General features: G+C 52.3%; 17 protein-coding genes and 1 pseudogene. 6 read left to right on the top strand and 12 right to left on the bottom strand.

Features of this window, described 5'->3' with window-relative positions; translation table 11 throughout:
- Positions 1–110: 110 nt before the first annotated feature.
- Positions 111–2,768 carry a molybdopterin-dependent oxidoreductase gene (locus ACQUQM_RS12135; RefSeq protein WP_432470126.1) on the bottom strand — a complete coding sequence of 886 codons (2,658 nt, stop codon included), beginning with the start codon at positions 2,766–2,768 and terminating at the stop codon, positions 111–113.
- Positions 2,769–2,997: 229 nt separating this feature from the next.
- Between ACQUQM_RS12135 and torR the strand changes: the two genes are divergently transcribed.
- Complete coding sequence (gene torR / locus ACQUQM_RS12130; protein WP_432470125.1) at positions 2,998–3,720, top strand: two-component system response regulator TorR; 723 nt, start codon at positions 2,998–3,000, stop codon at positions 3,718–3,720.
- Between the two features lie 39 nt (positions 3,721–3,759).
- On the opposite strand, the gene torT is transcribed toward torR, so the two are convergent.
- Positions 3,760–4,806: a TMAO reductase system periplasmic protein TorT gene (torT, locus tag ACQUQM_RS12125; protein ID WP_432470124.1), complete on the bottom strand. Its 1,047-nt coding sequence runs from the start codon at positions 4,804–4,806 to the stop codon at positions 3,760–3,762.
- Between the two features lie 99 nt (positions 4,807–4,905).
- Here torT and torS point away from each other — a divergent pair, with 99 nt between their 5' ends.
- Positions 4,906–7,833, top strand: a complete 2,928-nt coding sequence (gene torS, locus ACQUQM_RS12120) for a TMAO reductase system sensor histidine kinase/response regulator TorS (RefSeq protein ID WP_432470123.1) — start codon at positions 4,906–4,908, stop codon at positions 7,831–7,833.
- A 65-nt stretch (positions 7,834–7,898) separates the two neighbouring features.
- On the opposite strand, the gene ACQUQM_RS12115 is transcribed toward torS, so the two are convergent.
- From ACQUQM_RS12115 to ACQUQM_RS12105, 3 genes are read right to left on the bottom strand one after another with little or no spacing between them, the layout of a single operon-like run.
- Positions 7,899–10,202: a 3-hydroxyacyl-CoA dehydrogenase NAD-binding domain-containing protein gene (locus ACQUQM_RS12115; protein WP_432470122.1), complete on the bottom strand. Its 2,304-nt coding sequence runs from the start codon at positions 10,200–10,202 to the stop codon at positions 7,899–7,901.
- The gene (bktB, locus tag ACQUQM_RS12110) at positions 10,199–11,386 is read right to left on the bottom strand and encodes a beta-ketothiolase BktB (RefSeq protein ID WP_432470120.1); all 1,188 of its coding nucleotides are present in this window, start codon (positions 11,384–11,386) and stop codon (positions 10,199–10,201) included. Before bktB ends, ACQUQM_RS12115 begins: the two co-directional genes overlap by 4 nt.
- 60 nt (positions 11,387–11,446) lie before the next feature.
- Positions 11,447–12,589: an acyl-CoA dehydrogenase family protein gene (locus ACQUQM_RS12105; protein WP_432470119.1), complete on the bottom strand. Its 1,143-nt coding sequence runs from the start codon at positions 12,587–12,589 to the stop codon at positions 11,447–11,449.
- 387 nt (positions 12,590–12,976) lie between these two features.
- Between ACQUQM_RS12105 and ACQUQM_RS12100 the strand changes: the two genes are divergently transcribed.
- The 3 genes from ACQUQM_RS12100 (at position 12,977) to ACQUQM_RS12090 (ending at position 16,934) form a co-directional block, all read left to right on the top strand.
- Positions 12,977–13,981, top strand: a complete 1,005-nt coding sequence (locus tag ACQUQM_RS12100) for an AraC family transcriptional regulator (RefSeq protein WP_432470118.1) — start codon at positions 12,977–12,979, stop codon at positions 13,979–13,981.
- 113 nt (positions 13,982–14,094) lie between these two features.
- Positions 14,095–15,678, top strand: coding sequence for a fatty acyl-CoA synthetase (locus tag ACQUQM_RS12095; protein ID WP_432470117.1), 1,584 nt, complete (start codon positions 14,095–14,097; stop codon positions 15,676–15,678).
- Between the two features lie 41 nt (positions 15,679–15,719).
- The gene (locus ACQUQM_RS12090) at positions 15,720–16,934 is read left to right on the top strand and encodes an ABC transporter substrate-binding protein (protein WP_432470116.1); all 1,215 of its coding nucleotides are present in this window, start codon (positions 15,720–15,722) and stop codon (positions 16,932–16,934) included.
- Between the two features lie 278 nt (positions 16,935–17,212).
- Here ACQUQM_RS12090 and ACQUQM_RS12085 read toward each other — a convergent pair whose 3' ends face one another.
- The 7 genes from ACQUQM_RS12085 to ACQUQM_RS12055 all read right to left on the bottom strand — a co-directional run bounded on the left by ACQUQM_RS12085 (position 17,213) and on the right by ACQUQM_RS12055 (position 26,071).
- Entirely contained in the window at positions 17,213–17,551 is a 339-nt protein-coding gene (locus tag ACQUQM_RS12085) for a hypothetical protein (protein ID WP_432470115.1), read from the bottom strand.
- Between the two features lie 233 nt (positions 17,552–17,784).
- Positions 17,785–18,066, bottom strand: coding sequence for a hypothetical protein (locus ACQUQM_RS12080; RefSeq protein ID WP_432470114.1), 282 nt, complete (start codon positions 18,064–18,066; stop codon positions 17,785–17,787).
- Between the two features lie 225 nt (positions 18,067–18,291).
- Positions 18,292–20,676, bottom strand: coding sequence for an efflux RND transporter permease subunit (locus ACQUQM_RS12075; RefSeq protein ID WP_432470113.1), 2,385 nt, complete (start codon positions 20,674–20,676; stop codon positions 18,292–18,294).
- The gene (locus ACQUQM_RS12070) at positions 20,676–21,911 is read right to left on the bottom strand and encodes a WD40/YVTN/BNR-like repeat-containing protein (protein WP_432470112.1); all 1,236 of its coding nucleotides are present in this window, start codon (positions 21,909–21,911) and stop codon (positions 20,676–20,678) included. Before ACQUQM_RS12070 ends, ACQUQM_RS12075 begins: the two co-directional genes overlap by 1 nt.
- A gap of 165 nt (positions 21,912–22,076) precedes the next feature.
- A complete protein-coding gene (locus ACQUQM_RS12065) occupies positions 22,077–23,438 on the bottom strand; it encodes a DUF1329 domain-containing protein (RefSeq protein WP_432470111.1) in 1,362 nt (453 codons plus the stop codon).
- Positions 23,439–23,462: 24 nt separating this feature from the next.
- The gene (locus tag ACQUQM_RS12060) at positions 23,463–25,094 is read right to left on the bottom strand and encodes a DUF1302 domain-containing protein (protein WP_432470110.1); all 1,632 of its coding nucleotides are present in this window, start codon (positions 25,092–25,094) and stop codon (positions 23,463–23,465) included.
- 212 nt (positions 25,095–25,306) lie between these two features.
- Complete coding sequence (locus ACQUQM_RS12055; RefSeq protein ID WP_432470108.1) at positions 25,307–26,071, bottom strand: SDR family NAD(P)-dependent oxidoreductase; 765 nt, start codon at positions 26,069–26,071, stop codon at positions 25,307–25,309.
- Positions 26,072–26,425: 354 nt separating this feature from the next.
- Between ACQUQM_RS12055 and ACQUQM_RS12050 the strand changes: the two are divergent.
- Positions 26,426–26,958, top strand: a pseudogene (locus ACQUQM_RS12050) (REP-associated tyrosine transposase).
- Positions 26,959–26,961: the final 3 nt, after the last annotated feature.

Raw genomic sequence — 26,961 nt, 5'->3', positions numbered from 1 at the left:
AAATGTGATGACAACGGATCAGTTGAATTTAAGTACAGTGTAGCCGCTGGCTATATAAGTGCGCCCGGTGACATATGCCACCGGGCGCTGTTCAGGCAGATGCTGTTGGCTTAAATTGCATCCTTGGCGTTCTTCAGCAGGAACTCCATTACCAGGTTACGCTCGCCATCATTAAGGCCTGCACGGGGGAACATACTTTGGGTAATACCCTTCCACTGCAGCTGGGTGAAGTGAGACGGCTCCTTCGGACTGTGACAGACAGTACAGCGCTGGTAGAAGATCTTCTCGCCGGGGCTGAGGTCCGCAGTCATCTTATCCTTCAGATTCGCCGCACGGGCCAAGCCGTAGATAGATGGATCCGGTTTAGCGGTCATCTCCTGGATTGCCGGTTTGGTGTAGGCCATGTTCGGGCCATCCGGGTCAGTACACTTACGGATACTGGCGATCACAGTGTTGGCAGTAGTCGCCTGGCTCAGCTTACTGGATGCCTTGGTGGAGGTAATAAAGTTCACCAGCCCACTGTTACAGCGTCCCTTGCTATCCACTGACGGCCAGCAACCTTCGTAGATGCTGACAACCCCCTTCATGATCCGTTTATCAACACGGGCACCGACGATGATGGAACCACGCTCGTTGTATACCTCAACCAGATCACCATCTTTGATACCGTTAGCGGCGGCATCTTCCGGGCTCATCAGGCAAGGCTCACGGCCCTGAACGTTATCGACTTCACGCACGCTGGTATTGGCCATCTGTGAGTGAAGGCGCATCCGTGGGTGCGGGCTTACAACATGAACCTGTCCCGGTTTGGCGTTACCCAGATACTCGTGCGGTTCAATAAAGGTTGGAATCGGCGGGCAATCATCCAGGTCATAGTCGGCAAAGTCCTGACAATACAGCTCGATCTTGCCGGACTTAGTCGCCAGCGGATTGTTTACCGGATCAGTAAAGAAGTCGCCGTGGCGGACCCACTTGTTGGCTTCCTGCGGAACTTCAATCGGCGCTATTCCTTTCTTCCAGAACTCTTTAAACGGCATGGTTGCAGAGCTCTTGGCATAAGCTTCCTGGATCCACTGTAGCTTGGTCTTGCCTTCCAGGTACTGGTATTCGCAGTTAAACAGCTGGGACAGGCGGCGGAAGATCTCAAAATCATCCAGAGCCTGACCCTGAGGCTCGATCACCTGCTTCATGGCGTAGACCTTGTCATTACTGTAGGTACCACCGGAAGTGATATCGTCCCGCTCCAACGTACTGGATGCTGGCAGCACAATATCCGCCCAGCGGGTGGAGGCACACCACCATGGGTCCTGCACTACAATGGTTTCGACATTAGCGTTCAGCGCTCTTACCAGGCGATTGGTATCCTGTTGATGGGACATAAAGTTGTTGCCGGCGTTATAGATCATCTTAACCAGCGGGTATTTATGCTTGCTGCCATTATGGTCGAACTCCTTACCCGGATTCTCCAGCATCTCAGTGATACGGGATGCCGGGCAGTACGACTTAACCAGGTTACGTCCCTGAGACATACCGGAAGGAGTAGACTTACCTGACTGCGGCATACCGCCATTACCATAGTGCCAGCTGAAACCAACACCCTGGCCCGGCTTACCGATGCCACCCAGCATGCTGGAGAAGGCGATGATCGCCCAGTGCTGCATCTCGCCGTGGTCCTGGCGCTGTAGTGACCAGGAACCGGCGAACTGGCTACGGTTCTTGGCAAACATATCCGCCAGTTCGATGATTTTGTTTTCAGAAATACCGGTTATTTTTGCAGCCCATGCCGGTGTTTTAGCCGGGCTGCCGTCCTCTCCTTCGCCGAGCAGGGAGGGCAGGAATTTTTCAAAGCCTTCTGTGTACTTATCCAGATAAGCCTGATCATGCTGACCGGTAGTGTAGACGTGATAACACATGGACAGGAACAGCGCGGTGTCGGTACCCGGAATGATCTTGATCCACTCAGCGTCAAGCGCTTCATCGGTAATAGTGTACTGCGGGTTGATGGATACAAATTTGACACCGGACTTCTTGATCGCTTCCCAGCGTGGGTACATCTGGTGGTCAGCTACCCGGTATTCGATCCGGTTGTTCTTGAATGGATCACAGCCAACAAGACAGAATACTTCAGTATTGTCCCGCACCTGCTCCCAGGCAGTCTGAGGTGAGTACACCTCCATATCACCGATAATGTGCGGCAGGCTGAGTTGGGATGCACCGCCGGACCAGTCGCCAGATGTTGTGCTATGGCCACCGATCAGGTTGAAGAAACGGCCCTGCAGCACATTTGGACGGAAGATACCGGCGTTGCTCCAGCCACCGTAGGAGCTACTGAAAATTCCTTCGTTGCCATGGGTGTCGATAGTATCGAGAATAGCCTTGGAGGTGAGACCCAGTGCGACATCCCAGGATACCTGCACGAACTCCTCTTTACCGCGCAGCTCGGGTTTAGTATCTCCGCTGCCGGAGGTCATCCCTTCCAGATAGGATTTACGTACCATCGGATAATCCACCCGGGTCTCATGAAAGGTTCGGCTAAGCACGCCTTCGGTGAGCATCTTGGTAGGCATCGCATCGACACTGCCGATCGGCTGAACGCCGACCAGCTTGCCGTTCTTGATCACGCCATTAAACGGACCAAAGTGGGTCGCGTGGGGAATCAGTACAGTATCATCACTGAATACGGCACTGGGTCCAAACAGGGTTAGTGCAGGCACTGCACTGGTAGCAGTAATGGAGCTGCTGAGGAATTTACGACGGCTGATATTCATGGCGAGTCTCCTGGACAAAATCTCTATATCTCTTGATTGAGTACTAGGTTACCGGGCAGATATGAACGGGTAAGCCGTCGGCCGTGAACAGCCAGTGAAGGAATGTGAAAAAATGTGAACAGATAATTTGGTCCCTGCTAGTCTGATTATCAGAGGTGTGCATTTATGGGAAAAACTGCCTAAGATAGCCCCGTCCATATCGTTATCAGGTCGTCATCAGGAAGCTGCCATGAGTCATCACATATTAGTCGTCGAAGATGAACCCGTTACCCGGGCCAAGTTGAGCGGCTATTTCGAGAAAGCCGGATATCGTGTCAGCGAGGCTGACTGCGGTCAGCAGATGCGGGCGATCCTGCAGACTGATGATATCGACCTGATCATGCTCGATATCAACCTGCCGGATGAGGATGGCCTGGCACTGACCCGGGAACTGCGCAGCCATTCCGACATCGGCATCATCCTGGTGACAGGGCGCACCGACAGTATCGATCGTATTATCGGACTGGAGATGGGTGCTGACGACTATGTCACTAAGCCCTTCGAACTTCGGGAGCTGCTGGTGCGGGTGAAAAACCTGCTGTGGCGGGTCGGCCTGGTCGAGCAGGCCAGAGAGAAGGTACTGGATGCGGTTGTCGAAGAGGACGATGCCACCTGTTTCGGCCCCTGGCGGTTTGATATACCGAAACGAAAACTGACCCGTGACTGTAAGCCGGTTAAGCTAACCAAAGCGGAATATGAGGTTCTGGTGGCGTTCGTTGCATACCCGGACCGGGTGTTGAGCAGGGAGCGCCTGTTAAACCTGATCAGCCATCGGGTCGATGCGCCCAGTGATCGTACTATCGATGTTCTGGTACGTCGTTTACGCAACAAGATGGAAGATAACCCTAAAGAACCTGAGTTATTTATCACAGTGCACGGTGAAGGTTACCTGTTTGCTGCTGACCTTGATTAGGCCCGTAGATAGATCGCTTTATAGATAGGTCTGAATCCCTCAGGGCACCTGATAAGTTGGTGTGAACCCGGCCGGAGAGAGTGATTCTGCAGCCTGCTCCAGGTTTCGGTTTTCATGGCTGAGCTGGATAATCCGGGGCCCGATATCCGGTTTGAATTCAAGCCCTTCAAGAGAGCGTACCGCCTGATCAACCGCCAAACGTCCTTGTAACACCATCTGATCGCTGTTGGCCATCAGGATTTTTCCTCGTTTAAGGCCCCGGTAAACACCATGGCTTAGGTAGTGGCTGATAATTTCCGGGGGCTTAGCAAGGCTGCGTTTTCTTAGCTCATTCACCGCAACGTCCGCCAGCACGGCACTACCCACCAGATAATCAAGATCAGAATACTGGTCCAGTACCTGTTGTAGCAGGGTACGCTGGATATTGCGATCATTGTCGCCGTGGGCACTGGTCAGAATCTTTACTGAACTGCCGGCCAGCGCATCCCTGAGTCCCTGTTCCGACTCCGGTGTACCGCCGCGTTGTTCAGGGCCGGGGAACCAGGCCATAGTCACTGGTGGGCTACCTGCCGGATGTCGTTTGGCCAGAAAAGAACCGGTACGGTAGCCCATCTGATACCAGGGTACACCGACACGACCGGAGAGGCCTTGCGCCGAGAGGTTATTAACCAGACCAAAGAGCGGTGTTGAGTTATTCAGTGCCTTTAGCCGCTTATTGATCTCCTGAAAAGAGACAGTGCCGAGCAGGATTGCGTCGGCCTGCCAGTCGAGACAGTCACGAACCTGCTGCCATTGTCGTTCCAGTTGATGATAGCCGCCAGCTTCAGCAACCTGGAGGGTAACACCCAGCTGTCGGGCCTGTTGCACCATGCCGAAATTGACACTCAGCCAGTAGGAATCTTTCATGTGCGGGTAGAGGGCACAGAGGCGCCAGGGCTTCTTTGCCAGTGCCAGTGGGGTCAGTTCAATCGTTTCAGACTCGGCAAACTGAAACGCCGGAGTACGGTTTTCTACCGGCCAGGCCGATACCGTAAGCGTAACGGCTGTCAGCAGAATAAATACTGCTGTCCTGAGTCCTCTGGCCATCGACTTCCTCACTGGTATCATCAAGCGAATCAATTTAATGTTAATCATAATGTTAAACTAAATTCATCAGGCTCGTTAACCGTTCGGGGATAAACTATCTTGCTTGCTAACCTGGGTATCGGTCGAAAACTGCTGTACGCCTTCACTCTGATGGCGGGTCTTTCACTGACCGCAACAGTTATCGCCTGGATCGGTTTTCAGGAAATTACCAGTAGCGAAAAGCTGATTACTGAGCAGGCAATTCCTACCATGACCGCCGCCCGCCAGCTGGCTGAACTGAATCTGCGTATAACCCATACCGCGCAGGAATTGAGAGATGCGACCGGGCAGAGCCAACGCAAGCAGCTGGAACAGGAGCTGGGCAAGCAGAAAGATCAGCTATCGACTCTGTTGGTAAAATTTAAAACCCTGGGTTTCCTGCCGCAGCAGATTCTGGCGCTGGAGGATACCGCGCAACAGATCGGCAAGAGTCTGGAGCAACTGGTGCCACTGGCCCGGCATCGTATCGATCAGGAACAGGCGCTGGCGGTCGAACTGGTGAAATATGCGGGGGCCGCGCAGGAGATTGCCGAGCAGACCGGGTCCCAGGTTGCTAACGCCCAGACTATCACCATTGTTAATCTGACCAGTGTCTATGATCAGGTTGCTGATGCAACGCCTGAATCGTCCATCTTCGCATCCCTGGACCGGACCCTCGAAGAGGATCTGGATCAACTGGAACAGATGTCCGAACTGCAACGCAACAGCCTGCAGTTGAGGCATGTGATTAATCGTTTATCCACAGAGCAGCAACTTGCAAAGGTCGGCCAGCTGGAGCAGCAGTACCGGCAGCTGCTGGAAGTGATCGTGCGGCGGGTACAAGCGGTTAATGATCCTCAGCGTAAAACTGCGATGGTGATTGCGCTGGGGCAGCTTAGTCGGATCGAGCCACTGTTTACTGCCCGACGGCAGTTGCTTGAAATGAAGCAACAGGTGGATGGTATCAGTGAGGCTAACCGCATCCGTTTTATCGCCCTGAATCAGGGCGTAGATCGATTGGTTAAGCAGAGTTCCAGAGCGACTTCTGATGCCACTGACCAGCTTCGCGTTTTGCTGCAGCAAGGTGAAATTATTGTCCTGGTCAGTGGTACTGCGACGCTGCTGCTATTGGTATACCTGATGTGGCGGGTGGTTTACCGGGATATCGTACGGCGCCTGAGCAGCAGTACTAACGCTTTACACCGACTGGCTTCGGGTGATCTGACGGTGAAGGTTGATGCCCGTGGCAGTGATGAACTGGCCGAGATGGCCCGGGGGCTTGAAGTGTTCCGGCAAAATGCTCTGGCCAAACGTCAACTGGAGCGGGAGCAGTTGGAAACCGAGCGCCAGTTAAGGCATCACAAGGCCAGCCTGGAAAAGCTGGTGGAGCAACGTACCGAGCAGCTCAGTGATACCAATGACCGGCTCAGCGAAGAGGTGCAGGGGCATGAGATTGCCAAGCTAAGGGCGGAGCAGGCGAACCAGGCTAAGTCGACCTTTCTGGCCCATATGAGCCACGAAATCCGTACCCCTATGAATGGCGTTATCGGCACCCTGGAGCTGCTGGCCGATACCCAGCTTAGCCAGCTTCAGCAGCAGTATGTCGAAACCATACTCAGCTCCGGTGAGCATTTGCTTGATATCCTCAATGATATTCTGGATTACTCCAAGATCGAGTCTGGCCAGCTGGAGGTCAATCCGGCCAGTTTTGATCTGTCACGGCTGATTGCCGATCTGGTTGCGCTGATGTCCGCCAGGGCTAAGGGGAAGGGGCTGCAGCTTACAGCCGAGGTTGATAGCAACATTCCCCGCTGGCTGGTGACTGATCAGGGTAAGCTTCGCCAGGTTCTGGCTAACCTGTTAGGCAATGCGATTAAGTTTACCTACGAAGGCGGTATTACTCTGCGAGTCGGCTTGCAATCCTCTGTCGGAGAAGAGCCGCTCAGGGTTAAGTTTGAAGTGATTGATACCGGTATCGGGATTCCGTTTAACAAACAGGCGATGGTATTCGAAGCTTTCTCCCAGGAGGGGCTATACAACCCGATGGGTGGCACCGGACTGGGCCTGACTATCAGCCAGAGGTTGGTGAAGGGGCTGGGTGGAACACTGGAGCTGGTCAGCGAACCGCAGCAGGGGAGCAGCTTCTGGTTCAGTCTTGAGCTGACTGTTGGTGAGCCACAGGACGAAAACAGTATCGATCAGGTGTTGCCGGATACCGGACCATTGCGCGTGCTGCTGGTGGAGGATAATGAGGTCAATCAGATGGTCGCCCGGGGGTTGCTTGAAAAACTCGGACACCAGGTGACCGTCGCGGGGGATGGCGTCAGCGCCCTCGATGAAGTGACCAGCCAGGTTTTTGATATCGCGCTGGTAGATATTAATCTACCGGACATTAATGGCGTCGAGTTAAGCGGGCAATTACGTAAACTGGCCGCCCATCAGAACCGGCAACTGCCCATTGTTGCGGTATCGGCCCAGGTGCTGAAAGAGGAAGTTGAGGGCTATCTGGCAGCGGGCTTTGATGGTTTCATCGCCAAGCCGGTCCAGATGAAGAAGTTGCGACCGATGCTGGCAAAAGTGATTAAAGGCTACAGTGTCGTTGGACTTGAGTTGCCAGAATCTGATCAGACTAGAGCTGTGCAGATTGAAACTGAACAGGCTGATACAGCAGAATCAGAAAGTATCGACGAATGGTTTGAGCGCCGGGTTCTGGAACAGGATATGGAGTATCTGGGCCGGGAGAAAGTTCAGCAGCTGATCGAGCTGTTTGCCCAGGATTCGGTACAAACTGTGAGTGCGATTTCTGTTGCCGGTGAGGCTGTAGAACAATCACGCTTACTACATAAATTGAAAGGGGCCGCGGCTAGCGTCGGCCTGACCCGGTTGCACCAACTTTGTAGCGAACTGGAGCAGCAAGCTGAGAGTTCAATGCTGAGCCAGGAGTTGATTCAGCAATTAAACGAAGCGCTGAACCGGTCACTTAGCATAATTAAAAATGAGTTCAGTTAACCGAACATAGCTTACAAACATAAGCCGAAGGCATATCAGTGCCTTCGGTTCTGATCTGATAATTTTTAGTTTTTCAGTGCTCTCCCGGTGTCCATCAGATGTTGCATACGTTGTTTCGCCTCCCCGTGCTGACATAGCGCCAGATTGGTGTTTTTCTCCTCCTGAAAGAAGTTCTGATACCAGTTATCAGCCTGAGCTCGTGATAACAGGTTTAACAGGGATGCTTCCAACTGTGCCTGATAGCCGTCACTACTCAGTGTAATCTTCCGGTCGTTGGTCAGTGGCTCCACCTGTCGGATAGCAGGTTGTGGTTCTGACTGCAGACGTTTTGCTTGTAACGTCAGCGCCTGTTGTTTGGCGTCAAACAGTAAGCGGTCCAGATTCATGCTGACGCCATCGCTGTCGCGGAGAATACCGGATTGCCGGGCCTCCATCGCCGAAGCGGTGACTTTGCAGGATTGAATCAGTTCGAAACAGTGTTTGATCGCGCTGTCTCGGCCAAAGCGCTCAGAGCAGCGCAGTAACAGCTCTTTACAACCGCCCCAGCCTGGTACGATACCGACCTGATTTTCTACCAGTCCAATATATGTTTCGGCATGGGCCTGAATCGCCTGGCAGTGCAGCGCCAGTTCGAGTCCGCCGCCAAGCGCCTTGCCGGATAACGCCGCGACAGTTGCTACCGGAGCGGTTTGCAGGGCGTGGAACAGTTGCTGACCTTTTTCAATATAGGCCTGCAGCTGCACGGGATTGTCGATGAAGGAGAGGAATTCTTTCAGGTCAGCACCCGCCGCAAATACCGGTCCTGCATTATAAAATATGAGCGCTTTTTTATGCGTACAAGCACGTTCCAGAGCATCTGATATCTGATCCAGTAATTCACTGCTTAAAGCAGGAACCTTACCGGTAAACTCCATGCACCAGACATCATCGCCCAGATCCCATACGGCTGATCTGCTGTCTCGAGCGATGGCTGGTTGACGCTTGATGTCGGCCAGATTCAGGATCCCCTCGCGGGTACTAACAGCCTGATAAACGCCAGTTGCATTAAGAGTGCTCTGTTGTTGATTCTGATAGCTGTAGACCTGACGCTGCTCTGCAGCTTGCATAAAACTGGAAAGCTCAATACCGTCGTCACTAAGGCGTTCAGCAAACGTAGACAACCCGATTATGTCGATCATCTGATAGGGACCCCAGGTCCAGTTGTAACCCAGTTTCATCGCCTGATCGAAGGCGTTTACTTCTGTTGCCACATCGGGAATCAGTTTAGTTGCGTAGTGCAGCATCTGAGACAACACGCGCCAGGCGTATCGGCCGCCCTTATCATCGCAGGCGAGTAACTCGGTTAACTGGCCGGGCTTGAGTTTTGCGCTGGTCAACGTCGCTTGTAGCGGGGCACGATAGGTCAAAGTATCGAGGTCAATCACCTCTTTAATTCGCTTACCGTTGTCATCTTTTGTCTGGCGGTAGAAGCCCTGAAGCACACGTCCCTTACGGCCGTAATAACCTTTGTCTAACATGCCTTGAACAGTATTTACGGTCGTCGCATAAGGGGCAAAGTCATCATTTTCAGGTAACAGGCTGCCCAGACTCTCGGTGACCGATGGCATCAGATCGATACCACACAGATCCCACAGGCCGAAGATACCGGTCTTAGGGAAGCCGCAGACCTTCATGACTGCGTCAGCTTCCTCAACAGTAAGGCCGAAGTTGATCGCTTCCTGCAGGGCTACCTGCATCCAGAATACGCCGAGGCGGTTACCGATAAAACCGGGACGGTCGGCACAGTGAATAACTGTTTTACCCATCTGTTTATCGTTGAACAGACTGACGCTGTCGACCACTTGTGGAAGCGTTTGTTCGCCGGCAACAATCTCAACCAGACGCATATAGCGAGGTGGGTTAAAGTAGTGCGTAACGACAAAGTGCTGACAAAAATCTTGAGGCAGACCTTCGACCAGCCTGGCCAATGGGATGGTGGAAGTGTTCGATGAGACGATAGCATCAGGACGACGAACTTCCGCTATACGGCGATAGAGATCCTGTTTAATATCCAGGCGTTCGACGATCACTTCGATAATCCAGTCAGCATCGGCTAACAGCTGAAAATCGTCTTCGATATTGCCGACAGACACGCGCTCGGCAATTGATGGGTGCATCAGGCCACCGCCGCTGCCGGCTTTTAAAAAACGATCCAATGCGCCCTGCGCTATCTGACTACGATCATTTGAAGTGCAATCCGCCGGTACGATATCCAGTAGCAGAACCTCGGCCCCGCCATTCGCGGCCTGAGCTGCAATACCGGCACCCATCACCCCGGCACCGATAACTGCTACTTTTTTAATTTCTGGTGCGTTACTCAGCTGACTCATGCGACACGCTCCAGGATCAGAGCGATGCCCTGGCCGCCACCGATACACATAGTCACCATACCGTAACGGCCGTCGATACGGTCCAGTTCGGCCAGGGTTTTAATGATAATGATTGAACCGGTGGCACCTACCGGATGACCCAGCGCGACGGCTCCGCCGTTGGGGTTCACTTTAGCCGGGTCAAGCTCCAGGGCTTGAGTCACGGCCATCGCCTGGGCAGCAAAGGCTTCGTTAGATTCGATAACATCCAGATCAGTAGTACTTAAACCGGTCTGCTCCAATACTTGTTTGACCGCAGGAATCGGTCCCAGTCCCATCACATCAGGATTGACTCCGGCAAAGGAATAACCGATCAGACGGGCACGCGGCTTGAGGCCGCGTTTTGCCGCTTCGTCAGCGCTGGTCAGTACCATCGCCGCCGCTCCGTCGTTAATTCCCGATGCATTACCAGGTGTGACAATACCGTTCTTTTTAAAGGCGGGCTTAAGTTTGCCCAGACTTTCAACGGTGGTACCCGCGCGGGCATGTTCATCCTGACTGAAGGTGAACTCTTTGCGGCCTTTCTTAACGGTCACAGGTACGATCTGATCGTCGAAATAACCGTTCTCGATCGCATTGCTGGCACGACGATGACTCTCGGCAGAGAATGTGTCCAGATCCTGACGGGTCAGACCGTACTGTTCGGCAATCCTTTCGGCGGTCATGCCCATGTGGCCGCTGCCAAAGGGATCGCTTAATACTCCAATTGTCATGTCTACAACCTGGCCGTCACCCATACGCTGACCGGTACGCATTCCAGGCAGCATATAGGCTCCCTGGCTCATGCACTCAGCGCCACCGGCGAGGGCGAACTTACTGTCGCCCATCATGATCATCTGCGCTGCAGAGATTACCGATTGCACCGCCGATCCACAAAGACGGTTTACGTTGAGCGCGGCAGAGCTGGCTTTCAGCCCGGCATTTAAGCCGATATGCCGCGCAATGTACGCATCTTCCGGGCCGGTGGTAATGATGTGGCCAAATACCGAGTGATCAATATCCCCGGCAGCAACGCCGGAACGTTTGATCGCTTCTTTAGCTGCGACGGTACCAATTTCTGCCGGAGCCATTGTTGATAAGCTGCCACCAAAACCACCGATTGCGGTGCGTGCACCATCTAAAATTACAACGTCTGAAATTTTCATACTGATTCCTGAATCTGTTCTTGTTTCTACTTTTGCTGATCTTCACATTTCAGGCGTTGATTACTTGCCCAGAAGGGAGCGGGCGATCACTTCCTTCATTATTTCTGAGGTGCCGGCATAGATAGTCTGTACCCGGGCATCGACATAGAAACGTGAGATAGGGTATTCGAGGGTATAACCATAGCCACCGAACAGTTGCAGGCACTCGTCGGTGATCTTGCACTGCATCTCGGTCAGCTGCAGTTTCAGAACCGCAGCATCGGTGGGGGTCATCGCATTGTGTTTGTACTTTTCGATACAGTGATCGAGATAAACCCGCGCCATATCCAGCTGCGCCTTAGCTTCGGCGAGTTTGAAACGGGTATTCTGGAAGTCAGCCACACGCTGGCCGAATGCCTTGCGTTCCTGTACATAATCGAGGGTCAGCGCCAGTGCACCTTCGGTTGCGCCGATCGCCTGCGCAGCGACACCTAGACGTTCGCGAGGCAGCTCCTGCATCAGGTAGCTAAAGCCCTTGTTTTCTTCACCGAGCAGGGCATCGTGCGGCACCAATAAATCAGAGAAAAAAAGCTCGGCGGTATCGCCAGAGTGCTGGCCAATTTTATGAATACCTTTACCGCGAGAAAAGCCCGGTAAACGGGCATCTACCAGAAACAGAGAAACGCCTTTGGCGCCCGCGTCCGGATTGGTTTTTGCACAAACGATCACGATATCGGCCTGCAGACCGTTAGTGATAAATATCTTGGCACCGTTGATCAGCCAACCATCGTCTGTGCGCTTGGCTGTGGTGCGTATTGCCGCCAGATCGCTACCGGCACCTGGCTCGGTCATCGCAATGGCGCCGACCGCTTCACCGCTGACCATGGATGGCAGCCACTGCTGTTTTTGCTTATCGCTGCCGATATGAAGGATATAGGGCATGACGATATTGGCGTGGATATTGTAACTGCCACAAAAACCGCCGAAGCCCTGTCGGGCAATCTCTTCTACGGCCAGCTGGGATATCTCTATGCTGGCACCAGCGCCGCCATACTCTTCCGGCATATCGATGCCGAGCATGCCAGCAGCCCCTAATGTTTGCCAAAGTGATTTCGGGGTAGCGCCTGCAGCTTCCCACTCATCATAGTGGGGGGCTATTTCCTGCTCTAATACACGAGTAATCATTGTTTGGAACAGTTCGATATCGTTATCATGAGCTGACATAGGTACCCCTCAGGTTGCTAAGATAGTTTTAAAAAGTGAGCTTCGGTTATTAGATCTAATCAACTGATCCACATGAATGACCTGGAAGGACAAAAAAATTAACCGAAAAGGCACCAGCGGATTACTATGAGCAATGCCCATATTACGAATTGATGTTTATAAACCTGTATTGGTGGTGCGGGGCGGCAGGGATATGCCGCGTGCAGGAGGTCTATGAAATCAGGGCGGGCGGGTTTTCTTCCGTCTGCAGTTGCGTGACGTCCAGTACTATCCTGACTTCTTGTTACAAGAGTTCCTACTTCTGATGAGACAGCGATTCAGTTGCTTTTTTGTGCCCTGGATAACATCAGGGTATGCTTCTCCTACTAGGGAAAACCATTATTAACTATGAAGAAAAAACTGGTCTCCAATCACTACATCCAGGCATGCCTGCATGGCGCTATCAAACAGGGCTATGATCCTCAGCCCCTGCTGGAAAGTGCGGCGGTGCCTGCCGAGCTGATGCATAAGCCGAAGGCCCGTATCACAGAGGTCCAGCTGGCTAATCTGATCAGAGCGGTCTGGCGCGCCACCGGTGATGAATTTATGGGGCTGACAGAACACCCATGTAAAAACGGTGTTTTTGCTCTGATGATGGAGTCCCTGTTCCAACTGAAAACTCTTGGGGCGATGCTGCAGCAGAGTGTTCGTTTCTATAACGCAGTGCAGAGTGAGATCGATTTCACCATGACTACCGATGCAGACCGGGTGGATATCAGTATCACCCTGCGGCGGCCGGAACTGGACCCGGATCATCTGCTGCAGGAGTTTGTCCTGCTGATGTGGCAACGCTTCAGCAGCTGGCTGATCAACTCGCAACTGGCGATCCACGCTACCCGGTTTAATTACCCGGTACCCGTACATTATGAAGAGTACCCGCCGATGTTTGGCGAGCAGTTGCTGTTTAATCAGACCAGCGCCGGATTCACCTTCAGCAGCAAGTTGCTAAACCTGCCCCGGGTACGGGATCTGATGGAGCTGAAATCATTTCTGCGCCAGTCGCCCCTTGAGGTGTTACGCCGGGTTGGCGAGAACAACAGTCTGAGTATTCAGGTGCAGCGACTGATCCTGGAAAAGGGATTGGAGCAAGCACCGACGCTGGAAGAAATTGCCTGCTGCCTGCATATGACTTCGCGCACCCTGCGCCGCAAATTGAAGGATGAAGGGGTCAGTTATCAGCAGATAAAAGATCGGGTACGCTGCGATATAGCCATTCGTCTGCTCACCGAGGAGTCCCTCACTGTAGCCGAAACCAGTGAGTTGGTCGGCTTTACAGAACAAGCTGCATTTTGTCGGGCGTTTAAAGGCTGGACCGGTGTCGCGCCCAGAGCATATCAGAGCGGAAAATATTAATTCCGGTCAGTTTCTGACCTCTTTTATCAAATGCTTTGGACAGTTTGATCATTGTCTCAACTACGTCCAACAGACACTCTTATTGCACAACAACAATAAGAGGGCTGACAACCATGCTTCCCGAAGTAGAAATTGCCACGCTGAATACCATCGGAGATGGCCTGCGCCGTTCCGCAAAGCGCTTTGCCAACAAAGAAGCGATCATCTTCCAGCAGCGCCGCTGGACCTACCAACAGCTTGACCGCGCGGTAAATCGCGTAGCTAACTTTCTACTGCAAAGCGGTTTAAAACAGGGCGACCGGGTTGCTGCCTACGGCAAGAACTCAGACGCCTACCTGCTGCTGTTTCTGGCCTGCGCCCGAGCCGGTTTGATTCATGTGCCGATCAATTTTGCCCTGGTCAAAGATGAGCTGCTGTATTTGCTGAATCAGTCAGGCGCGCTAGCAGTCTTTATAGATGATGATCTGAGCGCCAATATCGAAGCGGTGCTGCATGATACATCGCTTATCACCACCGGCACGTTACACACCCAGGCCTCATCAGCATTGAGGGCTGATATTCTACAGACAGCTCTATCGGATGCAGACCATCAGCCACCCGCTGTGACGGTAAAAGATACCGACCTGGCACAGATCCTTTACACCTCGGGCACCACCTCTCATCCAAAAGGCGCGATGCATACCCATCGGGGCTTTATGGCTGAATATAACAGCTGCATTCAACACCTCTACCTGAGTTCAGATGATCGTTCACTTTGTGCTCTACCGCTGTATCACTCTGCCCAGATGCATGTATTTACTATGCCCGCACTGATGATCGGCGCCACCAGTTATATTATGCAGGCGCCTTTGCCACCGTTGGTATTTGAGGCGATCAGCAACGAAAAGCTTAACTCTGTTTTCGCACCACCTACCGTATGGATCGGTCTGCTAAGGGATAGCGGCTTCGACCAGCATGATCTCAGCTCACTGGTTAATATCTACTATGGTGCATCGATTATGCCGGAGCCGATAGTCGCTGAGCTACAGCAGCGCCTGCCCGGTTGTCAGCTGTTTAACTGCTATGGCCAGAGTGAGATGGCTCCTATTGCCACCGTACTGGCCCCGGAAGAACAGGAAGGCAGACTCGCTTCCATCGGTAAACCGGTGATGTCGGTAGAAACCCGCATCGTCGATCCGGTGACGATGGAAGACTGTCCAGTGGGAGAGCGGGGTGAAATTATCCACCGTTCACCCCATGTGATGGTCGGCTACTGGGAAAAGCCGGAGCAGACCGCCGAAGCCTTTAGCGGAGGCTGGTTTCACTCCGGTGATCTGGCCTACGCCGATGAAGAGGGCTACCTCTATATCGTTGATCGCATCAAAGATGTGGTAAATACCGGTGGCGTGCTGGTTGCCAGCCGCGATGTTGAGGAAGCGCTGTACCTGCATCCCGCAGTAGCCGAAGTTGCAGTTATCGGTACCCCCCATGAGCGCTGGATAGAAGCGATCACCGCCGTCATCGTATTCAAGGCGGGCGAAGATGCCGACAGCGATGAACTAACCCGTCACTGCCAGCAGCATCTGGCACCGTTCAAGATCCCTAAGTCATTTATCTTTATCGATGCTCTGCCTAAGAATACTGCGGGAAAACTACTGAAGCGGACCCTGCGAGAGCAGTTTAACGAAACTCAGTTGACAGCGGCCCTGTCGGTTTAACCCCTTTACACAACAATAAGAAAGAACAGCAGGAGTAACATATGCAAAGATTGAAAAACGCTGTACTGACTGCAGCAATCACTGTAACCATGAGCGCTGCTATTGCCAGCAGTGCTCAGGCGGGCGCCATCTCAGACGATGTAGTCAAGATCGGTGTTCTGGGTGATATGGGCGGTGTATACGCCGATATTTGCGGGCCTGGCTGTGTCACCGCCGCGCAAATGGCGGTTGAAGACTTTGGTGGTACAGTACTGGGTAAGCCGATTGAGCTGGTCAGTGCCGATGATCAGAACAAACCGGACGTCGGTTCAGCCAAGGTACGGCAGTGGATCGAAGATGAGCAGGTCGATACGGTAACCGGCCTGGTCGCTTCTTCAGTGACTGGCGCGGTTACTAAGGTACTGACCGATAACAAAAAGATCGCGCTTATAGGTGCATCCGCTTCCCACGCGTTTACCACTAAAGCCTGCTCTCCCTATAACGCTCACTGGACTTACAACGTAGTGGCGCTGGCAAATGGTACGGTAAAGCCGATGGTCGATGCTGGTAAGAAGAAATGGTTTTTTATTACCGCAGACTACGCTTTCGGTCACGCGTTGGAAGGTGTTGCCAGTAAAGTTATAAACAGCAATGGTGGTGAAGTGGTCGGTGCGGTCCGGGCACCATTGGGTACTACTGATTTCTCATCCTATGTTTTGCAGGCGCAGGCTTCCGGCGCCGATGTCGTCGCTCTGGCCAATGCTGGCGCTGACTTTATCAACGCCCTGAAAACATCAGCCGAATTTGGTCTGACCGAAACAATGGATGTTGCCGGTCTGCTGGTATTTACCCAGAGCGCCCTGGCACTTGATCCCGATATAGCCGGTGGCATGAAGCTAACGACGGGTTTCTACTGGGATATGGATGATGCTACCCGTGAATGGTCGGCTCGCTTCAAGACCCGCCACGGTGGTATCCCGTCTATGGCCCATGCCGGTGTTTATTCTGCCACTATGCACTACCTGAATAGCGTAAAAGCGGCAGGCACCGATGAGTCGGATGCGGTCATGGCGCAGATGAAATCCAGCAAACCGGATGACTTCTTCGCCCGTAACGCAAAACTGCGTAACGATGGCCGGATGGTCCACGATATGTACCAGATGCGAATCAAAACCGCAGCCGAACGTAACGGTGATGATGACCTGTTTGTGGTCGAGAATGTTATTTCTGGCGAAGAAGCGTTCGGCCCGATGTTGGCCCAGTGCGACTTTAAGTAAAGATCTGTTTGAGAAGCAGAACTTCAGGGCTTAATTGCAGAACTTGATTACAGCCCTGTTCAGCCCGCGCAAGCGGGCTTTTTTTGGTTCATCGCCAGATGTGCAGCGGTCAATTGCAATTTGATCAACGTTACAGCGACTTTATATTAAGTAACAAGCTGCTTGTCCGTAGTGCATTCAAACGCTGGACCGGTGGGCTCCCTGCAGCCTGGGAGCGTGTACCGAAGCAGGGGAATTAAGCCTGGTGGAAAGAGCCCCTTCGGGATTTGTGAACGGTGTCAGATACCTGAAGGCGAGTGCTGCGCCATAAAATCTGAGGCTTGCTGGCGGGTAAAGAAACGACCCAGGCGGACAAAACCGGAAATTACGGAAGCCTTAATTTCAATAACACGACCTTTCAAATCCCGCTCCATGATCCAGGCTTCGGGTAAACCGTCCAGAAGGTGGAAGGGTGCGGGGCGGCCATCTTTGAACCGTGATACTGCAATTTGTCCGGTAGTGGCATCCTGAAATGCGGGAGCGAAATTGGCTTGAGCATTACCTTCACTGACGCCACCGGTTCCTGCGAACTGACGGTTCTCTTCAGCGAGTTGTAGTGTGGTTTGCTGCGTTAACATTTCGTCACCTATCTCTTTATTTTCAGTTGCTCGTTATCGACTCCATGCTGTCCGTAAATTGTGTTCAGGTTCCATACTTCCTTTGCACTTTAAATTTATCTTTTCAGCTGGTGCAATGAATCCCCCGAAAGGAGGAAAATGGAGGGTGAAGCGTATCACCCGAAAGGATCATATAAGGAAAAGAGATAGCCGGATTCGATTTGCTAATAAAGGTTGAATAGCCGGCTGTTGTATCAGGTATTTGAATTCGCGTTATCTGTATAGAGCAGCGGAATCCAATACAGGAAACCAAACAGCATCACATTCAATAAGTGATGGCCAGCAGCTTTCTCAATCAGTGCCAGCTTGTTTCTTACCAGTAAAAATTCAGCGGCATGGGCGATCGCTAAGGCTGCGACAATCGTTAACAGGATCATCTGAAAGCCATGTAATGGTTCGATCACCAGTGACGCCAGTGCGAGCAGATAGAAAATTACAGTAGCCACTTTCAGAAGGTTGAAAATAGTTGATAGCATAATTACTCCAATGTTGAATCTTGTTGTGGGGTGCAGCCTGAGCAACCTTTGATAGGCTTTTTTCAGTCGTCAGAGACCGGTTAACCCTAGTCTTTGCCTGAAATTTAAGTCGACTTAAGCTAGAAAAAAATCCCCCGCCGAGCGGGGGGAAGAGGTTGGGCTGAACATGTATAACTGCCAGGAAAGGGTTGTACAGGCATGTTTGCATAGCACCTGATAAATTGATCAAGTCCTACCTTTAATCTGTTTCGGCTTGTGCAGGAAGCAAGCCAGTGCAGGCAGCAGGATCAGAGCCCCCAGCATGTTCCAGACGAACATAAAGGTTAACAATATGCCCATGTCGGCCTGGAACTTGATCGGAGAGAAGGCCCATGTTGTAACTCCGATCGCCAGTGTTGCACCGGTGAATGCAACCGCTTTACCGGTACTCTGCAGGGTTTTGAAGTAGGCATCGTGCAGGTTATCGCCAGCTTTCAGGTAGCCATCGAGCCTACTGAAGATGTAGATGCCGTAGTCAACACCGATACCGACACCCAGCGCGATAACCGGCAGGGTCGCCACCTTGATACCAATACCCAGATAGGTCATCAGTGCCTGACACAGAACAGAAGTCAGCGTCAGCGGCAGGATGATACAGATTGTTGCAGTCACCGAGCGGAAGCTCAGCAGGCAGAGGAACGATACCGCGCCGTATACCCAGATCAGGATTTCATATTGTGCCGAACCGATCACTTCGTTAGTCGCCGCTTCGATACCCGCATTACCGGCCGCCATCAGGAACTGGTATTGGTCACTGTTGTGGTCATTGGCAAACTGCTCAACCTCTGTAACGACCCGCTGCAGGGTTTCAGCTTTGTGATCGTCGAGGAATATCAGCATCGGCGCCAGATCACAGTCACCGTTGATCAGGCCACCCATCTCCTGCACCCGGATCGAAGCCGCATCCATAATGGCCTGGTTACGACTCAGTGCCATCCATTTCAGGCTGCCTTCGTTCATGCCGGAGATCAGTAGTTTAGTGATAGACGACAGGGACTGGGTCGACTGCACACCTTGCAGGTTCTGCAGTTTCCACTGTAATCGGTCCATCAGTTCAACTGTTTCATACAGTGCGCAGGTCTCCCGTGCTGCACTCTTGATCATCACTACAAAGACATCGGAACTGGCCGAGTAGTTGGCACCCATAAAAGCGTTATCGAGGTTGTAGCGTGAATCGGCCCGCAGTTCCGGCGCACCCGGATCAAGGTCACCGACTTTCAGCTCCTGACTGTTATAGAAACCAAAACCGTAACCGATAACCGCGGTAATAAGCGCGATAGAAGCCATCTTCGGACGACTGAAATTAGCAAGGAAGTGCCAGATCGGATGCTCTTCGTCATTTTCCTCATGCTGCAGGCTTTTGACCGCTTTTTTACTCACACCGACATAGGAGATCAGAATCGGCAGCAGAATCAGGTTGGTGAAGATGACGACTGCGACACCGACGCTGGCGGCAACCGCCAGGTCCTGAATCACTGCGATATCAATAACCATCAGGGTAGAGAAGCCTACACCATCGCTGATCAGGGCGATGATGCCGGGAATATACAGCATGCGGAAGGTACGTTTAGCGGCTTCAAGCTTGTTGTATCCGGCGATCGACATATGCGAGATACCATTGATAATCTGCACCCCGTGACTGACGCCGATGGCAAATACTAAAAACGGCACCAGCATCGAGTAAGGGTCCAGACCGAAGCCCATCGTATGCAGTAATCCCAGCTGCCAGATTACCGCAACAACCGAACAGAATAGTGCGATCAGAGTGCTGGTAATGCAGCGTGAGTAGAGATACAGCAGTATCAGCGTGATCAGGCAGGCTCCGGCAAAGAACAGAATAATCTGCGACGCGCCATCGATCAGGTCGCCCACTACTTTGGCAAAACCGGTGATGTGAATTTTTACATTTTCGGTCTGGTACTTTTCACGTACCAGGGTTTCAAGATCTTCAGAAAACTTCTGGTAGTCCAGGGCCTCGCCGGTCTGCGGGTCCTTATCGTACAGGGGCGCGTAGATCAGCGCCGACTTAAAGTTATTTGCTGCCAGCGAACCAACCTTACCTGACTTAAGCAGGTTCTGGCGCAGACGCTCCAGGCTGGCAGGGGTACCATCATAATCGTCGGGTACGATCGGGCCACCGGAGAAGCCCTCTTCGGTGACTTCACTCCAGCGTGCGCCAGCTGCCCAGACGGACATCAGGGCGCTACGGTCGACACCGTTGAGGTAGAATACCTCGTCATGTACTTGACGCAGATGGTCCATAAATTCGGCGCTGAAGATGTCACCATCGGTGGTCTCGACTGAGATGCGTACTGCATTACCCAGGCCTTTGAGGTCATCACGATAGGTAAAGAAATTTTGCACGTATTCGTGGGAAGCCGGAATCATCTTCTCGAAACTGGCATCGGGACGCAGTTGCAGCGCCTGATACCCGACAAACAGCGTTATGATGAGGGCAAACAAAACCACGACCAGGCGGTTGTTAAAAAGAATGTTCTCAACCACAGCTTCGCTGCTATCGATCGCATGCAGCGTGGCTTTTACCGTTTTACTATCAGACATATTGCTCATCATTGGCTCCTCTGCTCTGACATCACTTCAAGACCACGCAGTCCGGTTAATAAAACCTTACCGGATTCTGATACTGTCACGGCGCTATAGGGGGTACGTTGCGGGCTGAAACCGGGTTTCGCAGCAAAGGACTTACTATCAATTGAAATTTGCAGTCCGGCGCTACCGACCAGCAATATCGAGCCATCGTTCAGCACGCTGCCATCGAAGATAGTCGCCGTCGTTTTGCTGTTGATGGTTTGCCAGTGGGTACCCAGGTCAGAAGAGCGGTACAGGTTGCCGCGCAGACCGTAAACCAGGAGATCATTGCTTGCCGGATTATAAAGCCCGCCAAAGAAGGTTCCTTCGTAGGGTGATTCAAGGGCCTCCCAGGTCAGCCCGTTATCAAGTGAACGTTGCAACAAGCCAGCTTCACCGACCAGTATCAGTGCATCAGAGTGTTGTGGGCCCGGCGCCGGAACGATGCTGTAATAGTGGTAATTATCGATATTATAAATAGTGTCGAAAACCGGAGCCCAGCTGTTACCGCCATCATTGGTACGCAGAATAAGGCCGTAGGCACCGACAATCATCCCTTCATTTTTGTTCTTGAACCAGACGTCCATCAGAGGTCGTGATGCCCCTTCGGCGGCAAAATCAGCGGCGTCCATTTCCAGCATTTCAAAATCTTCAGCGCTCAGGTCAGGGTGAATACCCGGTGGCAGCTGACCATTATTACTGGCCGGATAGCTGAGTAATTCCTGGGCGTGTTTCAGCCCCAACTCATTAATATCCAGACCATTTAGTTGCTGCGTCCAGTTAACGCCGCCGTCTGTAGTGGCCAGTACTACGCCTTCGTGCCCGACTGCCCAGCCAGATTGTTCATCGACGAAGTAGACCGCTGTTAAGGTACTGCTGACAGGCACCTTCGCCTGAGTCCAGCTGGAGCCATCATCATCGGAATAGAGGATATGACCGAACTGTCCAACGGACACCTGACGGGAACCTGCATTAGCCGTATCCAGCAGCAGGCTATGTTGCGCTAAAGGTGATGTCTCAGAAGGAATGCTCAATATTTGCGATGAAGGTTCAGCCGCATAAACAGCGGGAGCGCAGGTCAGGGTGGCAATACAGAGTGCTTTAGCCAGGGGCCGGAGTAAGCCACTGAAAGGGATACCTGGTTTCTTGACGCGGGGGATGAAATCAACCCTCCGGCTGGCCAGCGCCGAAAGTGGCTTAGTGATAATAGAATACATAAAACTTCACTCTGATTATTATTATGTAGAGAGGCAAAAGGGAAAAATCTAACAGCAGATCACTGCTCAGGAGCCAATCATCTTCTGCTTAGCTTTCTCACGTACCGGGGGATAGGAAATACAGACCGGGGGCTGAGAGGCCCCTGTCTGTATTATTAACTCAGGTTAACGACGGCTGAGTTTACGAACCGACTGCGGGGTAAAGAATTTAGCTTCTTTACCTTCAGTAAGTTCAAGCGGCTTATTATCAACTTCGTTAACTGCATAGGCACCGTTGAGCATATCTGCCAGCCAGTAGCCACGCAGAACGGTAGTATCCTGATCGTAAAGGTGAGCGACGTGGGCAAAACCCGCACGCCAGAGTTCACCGCGACCATCAAAGGCGTCGTTAGCGACCATCAGCCAGCTGTCTTCGTCGAAGTAGAAGCGACGCTTGCCGTAGATATGACGTTTGCCGTCTTTCAGCTCACCTTCGACTACCCATACCCGGTGCAACTCCCAACGCTCCAGGTCCGGGTTTGGAAAGTTCGGTGTAGCGAAGGCTTCAGGACCGGATGCCGCTTCATTGATGAACTTGTAGTTGTTGTACGGGATGTACATCTCCTGCTTACCGATAAGCGTCCAGTTATAACGCTCGGGCGAGCCGTTAAACATATAGGCATCATCGTATGTTGCCTGCCCGCTGAACTGAGCATTCGGAGTGTCGAAAGCAACAGTCGGTGCACGGCGAACACGGCGCTGGCCAGGGATATACTGCCATGCCTGACGCGGGTTATCTGACTGATTCATCGGGTCACGAAGTAGAATTACTTCACCTTTGCGACGGGTCGGTTGGGCGTACTGAACCAGCAGCTGGAAGTAGATATCATCCGCTTTGGAAGGTTCGCTCTTCTTATAGTAAGGGAACGATTCCCAGGCGAGTCCACCACCCAGATTGATCTGACCATTGTCAAACACGGTGTAAGAGCTGAATTCCTTATAGGTGCCTTTACCGGCCCAGCGCAGGTTATGGTTCCAAACGACTTCGGCACCGGTTTTAGCTATCGGGAACGGAATGCCTCCGGCAGCATTGTCGATACCGTTACCGTCCGTACTCAGTGATGCGCTGGTAGCGTTTTTGGCTACGTTGTCATAGATCCATTGCGGTGCGGCAAAGCTACGGCGGGTCTGGTAGACCGGCATCTGAAAAGTATCGGGATACTTTTCAAACATCGCCTTAGCGCCTTCGGTCAGCTTGTCGGCGTAGTCTTTGTAGTTTGCGCCGGTGATGGTCATCTGCACAGTATCGCTGGCGTAAGGGTCGGGACGCAGACCACCGGCCTGGTAACCGGCAGGCGTTTGCTTCAGACCGCCGGTCCATTCCGGGATTGAACCGTCGGCATTGCCGGCACGTTCGGCACCGTAAGGGGTCAGTTCAGCACCCAGCTTGGCGGCTTCCTCTGCGCTGACCTGAGCCAGGGTGAGGGAAGAGGCGCTCAGCGCGAGGCTGGCTGCACCGGTAAGTAAAAGGGCTTTAGTTATTTTCATTATTTTAGCTCCGTAACAATATCTTTAGAAACTGTACTTGTAGTAAAGGGAGGCGTAATCGCGGTCAGCCGTGTGATGGGCAAACTCTATCGGATCGCCACCCGCCACAATGTCTTCCGGATCGGTCAGGAAAGCGACATAGCTGGCGCCAAAGGTGTGTTTATCGAGATAGGTGAAATCGAGGTTTAACGCCAGGTCTTCACGGCCTTCGGTAAAGGTGAACAGCACCGAGGAAGTACCGTAGAAGTCGTTGCGGTAAGTACCGGTAACGGACATATCCAGGCCAGGGGCGACGCTGTAGTAATCTGCTTTCAGTCGCAGCAGAGCACTGGCCGCTTCCTGATCATTATTGAGAACATTGTCAATATTTTCTTGACTAAGCGGGCCACCTGAAGCACCTGTGGTTATCGCTAATGCACTACCCAGGGCATCATCATCAATACCGATTACACGGTTGTAACCAACTTCACCTATAAAGGTCAGATTATCGGCAAATGGCGTTGCACCGAACAGATGTAGCCATGAGGCTTGCGCCTGAACGGTCTCAGCCTCTGTAAAATAGAAAAATGGGCCATCGCCAACTTGAACCGGTTGACCGTCACGGTAGCTGATCTCACCACTGATATTCGTATCCCCGATCACGGTACCGAAGCTCAGGCCCAAGAGATTGATATCATTAAAGTGCTCAAGGGTGACGCTGGGATATGGGGTTCCATCACCGGTTAGTTGAATCGTTGGAATGAAGTCGTTATAACGCAGGTAGTAAAGACCGAATTCGGTGCTGTTCAGTTCCTCGGCTACGTAGCGTAGTGCAATACCGTAAGAATCACTGTCAGGCGTAATTTCAGTCACTATACCTAAAGCTGAAGAGTCCCCGACAGCACCCTGGCCATAGACATCCAGAGGACTGAAATAGGTGCCCGGTGCATCGACGCGGGATTCGTCCCACTCATACTGATAATAGGCGCCTACCGAAAGGGTATCGCTCAGGTCCATCTCACCGTAAACCTGACCAACTGGCAGGAAGATCTCTTTCAGATCGACACCGGGAGAGTTAGCTTTGGTCGCATCAATCGGTCCCTGGGCCGAAGAGATTCCGCCATACAGCGCCAGGCTCTCGCCCCAGCTGACAACCTGGTCACCGATCCGCAGGTTCAGGCTTCTCTCACCGATCTCGATGTCACCGTAGATAAATGCGTCGAGCATCTCTATCTCTGATTTATGCTGATCGATACCATCCTGCTGAAAATTGGCTGCTGCCAAAGAGTCATCATCGTAAACCTCGTCATACCAGCCCCGGGCGCGCAGGAAGGCGCCGTAATTGCCGGCATTGATGTCCGCTTCGGTGCTGAAACTGACCCGGTTCTGGGTCATGTCGTGCTTATCAAAGTTAAGGTTGCCGTCATCCCTCAGGAAGCCGTTGCCAGCGCTAAGGCTGGTCTCCAGTAACGTTTTGTCCTGGTCTTCCATACGCCACTGGGCATCGTATTTCAGGGTGGTATCCCAATCGATGGTGACGCCGTTTTCCAGTTCGAAGCTAAGTGCGTGTGCCGATGAGGCGCCTAACGCCAGACCGGCTACGATTAGCCCTGAAGAGAGTATTCGTAGATGTTTTTGGCGAACAGTTTTGCGAATCGCCATTGCGAGCTGATTCATAGTGCTTCCTTTATTATATTTATTAATGTCTTCGAGCGATTTGCTATGACCATCAGCATGTTGCTCTCCGAGCTGGATCTTATGTTTAAAACTATAGGTCACGGGTAATTAGTACGTCCCTCTAAAGGGTGAATTTTCAGATCACCCTTTTTCTGGAGCACTGTGAACTGACAAAGCTCAATGCTTTCTTAACCCGTCAGATGAAGGTAAGACTATTTACCGCTGATACCCGCCAGCAGTGCGCCATCGATGACATGGGATGAGCCGCTGATGTAAGAGGCCTGGTCAGATGCAGCCCAGACGACAAAGTTGGCTATCTCTTGCGGTGCCGCAGGGCGCTTCATCGGCACCATACTGCGTAAGCCCTGCTTTTCTTCGTCGCTAAAGCCTTCTTCTGTCATTGCTGTTGCGATATAACCGGGGGCAACGGCCAGACAGCGGATGTTCTGGTCGGCATACTCCAGAGCGGTCACTTTGGTCAGGCCCATTACTGCATGTTTGCTGGCGGTATAGTGGCTCAGGCTGGCCATGCCGATCAGGCCGTCGACAGATGCGGTATTGATAATTACACCGCCGCCGCTGTTCTGCATCGCAGGGATTGCCGCTTTAGTACAGAAGAACACGCCATTCAGGTTGATGCTGATCACTTTCTGCCACTGTTCCGCTGTGGTATCGGCAACCAGCGCGCGCTCACCGGAAATACCGGCATTGTTGAATATCACGTCCAGACGACCGAACTGGTTAACGGTGTCTGCAACCATCTTCTGGCAGGCAATTTCATCGGCGACATCGGTAACAACAACCAGGGCTTCGCCACCCAGCTCTTTAATTTCGTCGGCAACACCGTGCAGGCTGCTTTCGTTAATATCGGCGAGGGCAATTTTCGCGCCTTGCTTAGCGAAAGTGAGTGCTGTGGCTTTACCGATACCTGCGGATGCTCCGGTGACGATAACCACCTTGTTAGAAAATTGAGTCATGATTGTTTACCTTTTTATAATTAACATTTGCCGTTTTGCGCAGACAATAGAGGCGTTGATACAGACGTTAATCGAGGCTGAGGCAGGTGGGATCACTTGAAAGGGTGGTTTTGGAAAGTAGTGGCTATAACTGCCGGTGGCTGCGTGTAGCCTTGGCAGAGGCAAGCATCGTAGGGTGCAATAGCGTAGCGTATTGCACCGCTTTGCTAAATCAGCCAGTATCTGGTTATGTCAAACTACCGACGTGCATGGATGCCGGGCGGTACCTGTTTTTTACAGTCAATCTACTTCAGCATCGTAGGGTGCAATAGCGTAGCGTATTGCACCGCTTTGCTAAATCAGCCAGTATTGCTTATGTCAAACTACCGACGTGCATGGATGCCGGGCGGCACCTATTTTTTTACAGTCAATCTACTTCAGCGCCAGCAGAGTAATTTGCTGGTGCGTCATGTCGATATCTTACGTGCGGTTGTGCGTGATGTCCGTGAGCGCCATCCCTTCGTTATCCATGGTTGGGTAGTGCTGCCTGATCATATTCATTGCATTTTCAGCTTACCTCCGGGGGACTCAAACTTTTCACTGCGCTGGCGGTTAATAAAAGGGGAATTTTCGAAGATGCTTCCTCATTCAGAGCGGCGATCTCTATCGCGTCAGAAACGCGGTGAACGGGGTATCTGGCAGAGGCGATTCTGGGAACATTTGATACGGGATGAAAAGGACTTTAATGCCCATATGGACTACATCCATATCAATCCACTCAAACATGGTCTGGTATCCAGGGTGGGGGATTGGCCCTATTCCACTTTTCATCGTTTGGTGGAACAGGGGGATATAACAAGGATTGGGCGGACAGCTCGGTTGCAGATACGTTAGGTTACGAAGATTGAGAC

This window comes from Amphritea sp. HPY, assembly GCF_050870985.1.
Lineage (GTDB): Bacteria > Pseudomonadota > Gammaproteobacteria > Pseudomonadales > Balneatricaceae > Amphritea.
Note: the sequence above shows the minus strand (reverse complement) of the source record. Positions and strands in the feature narration are given on the sequence as shown.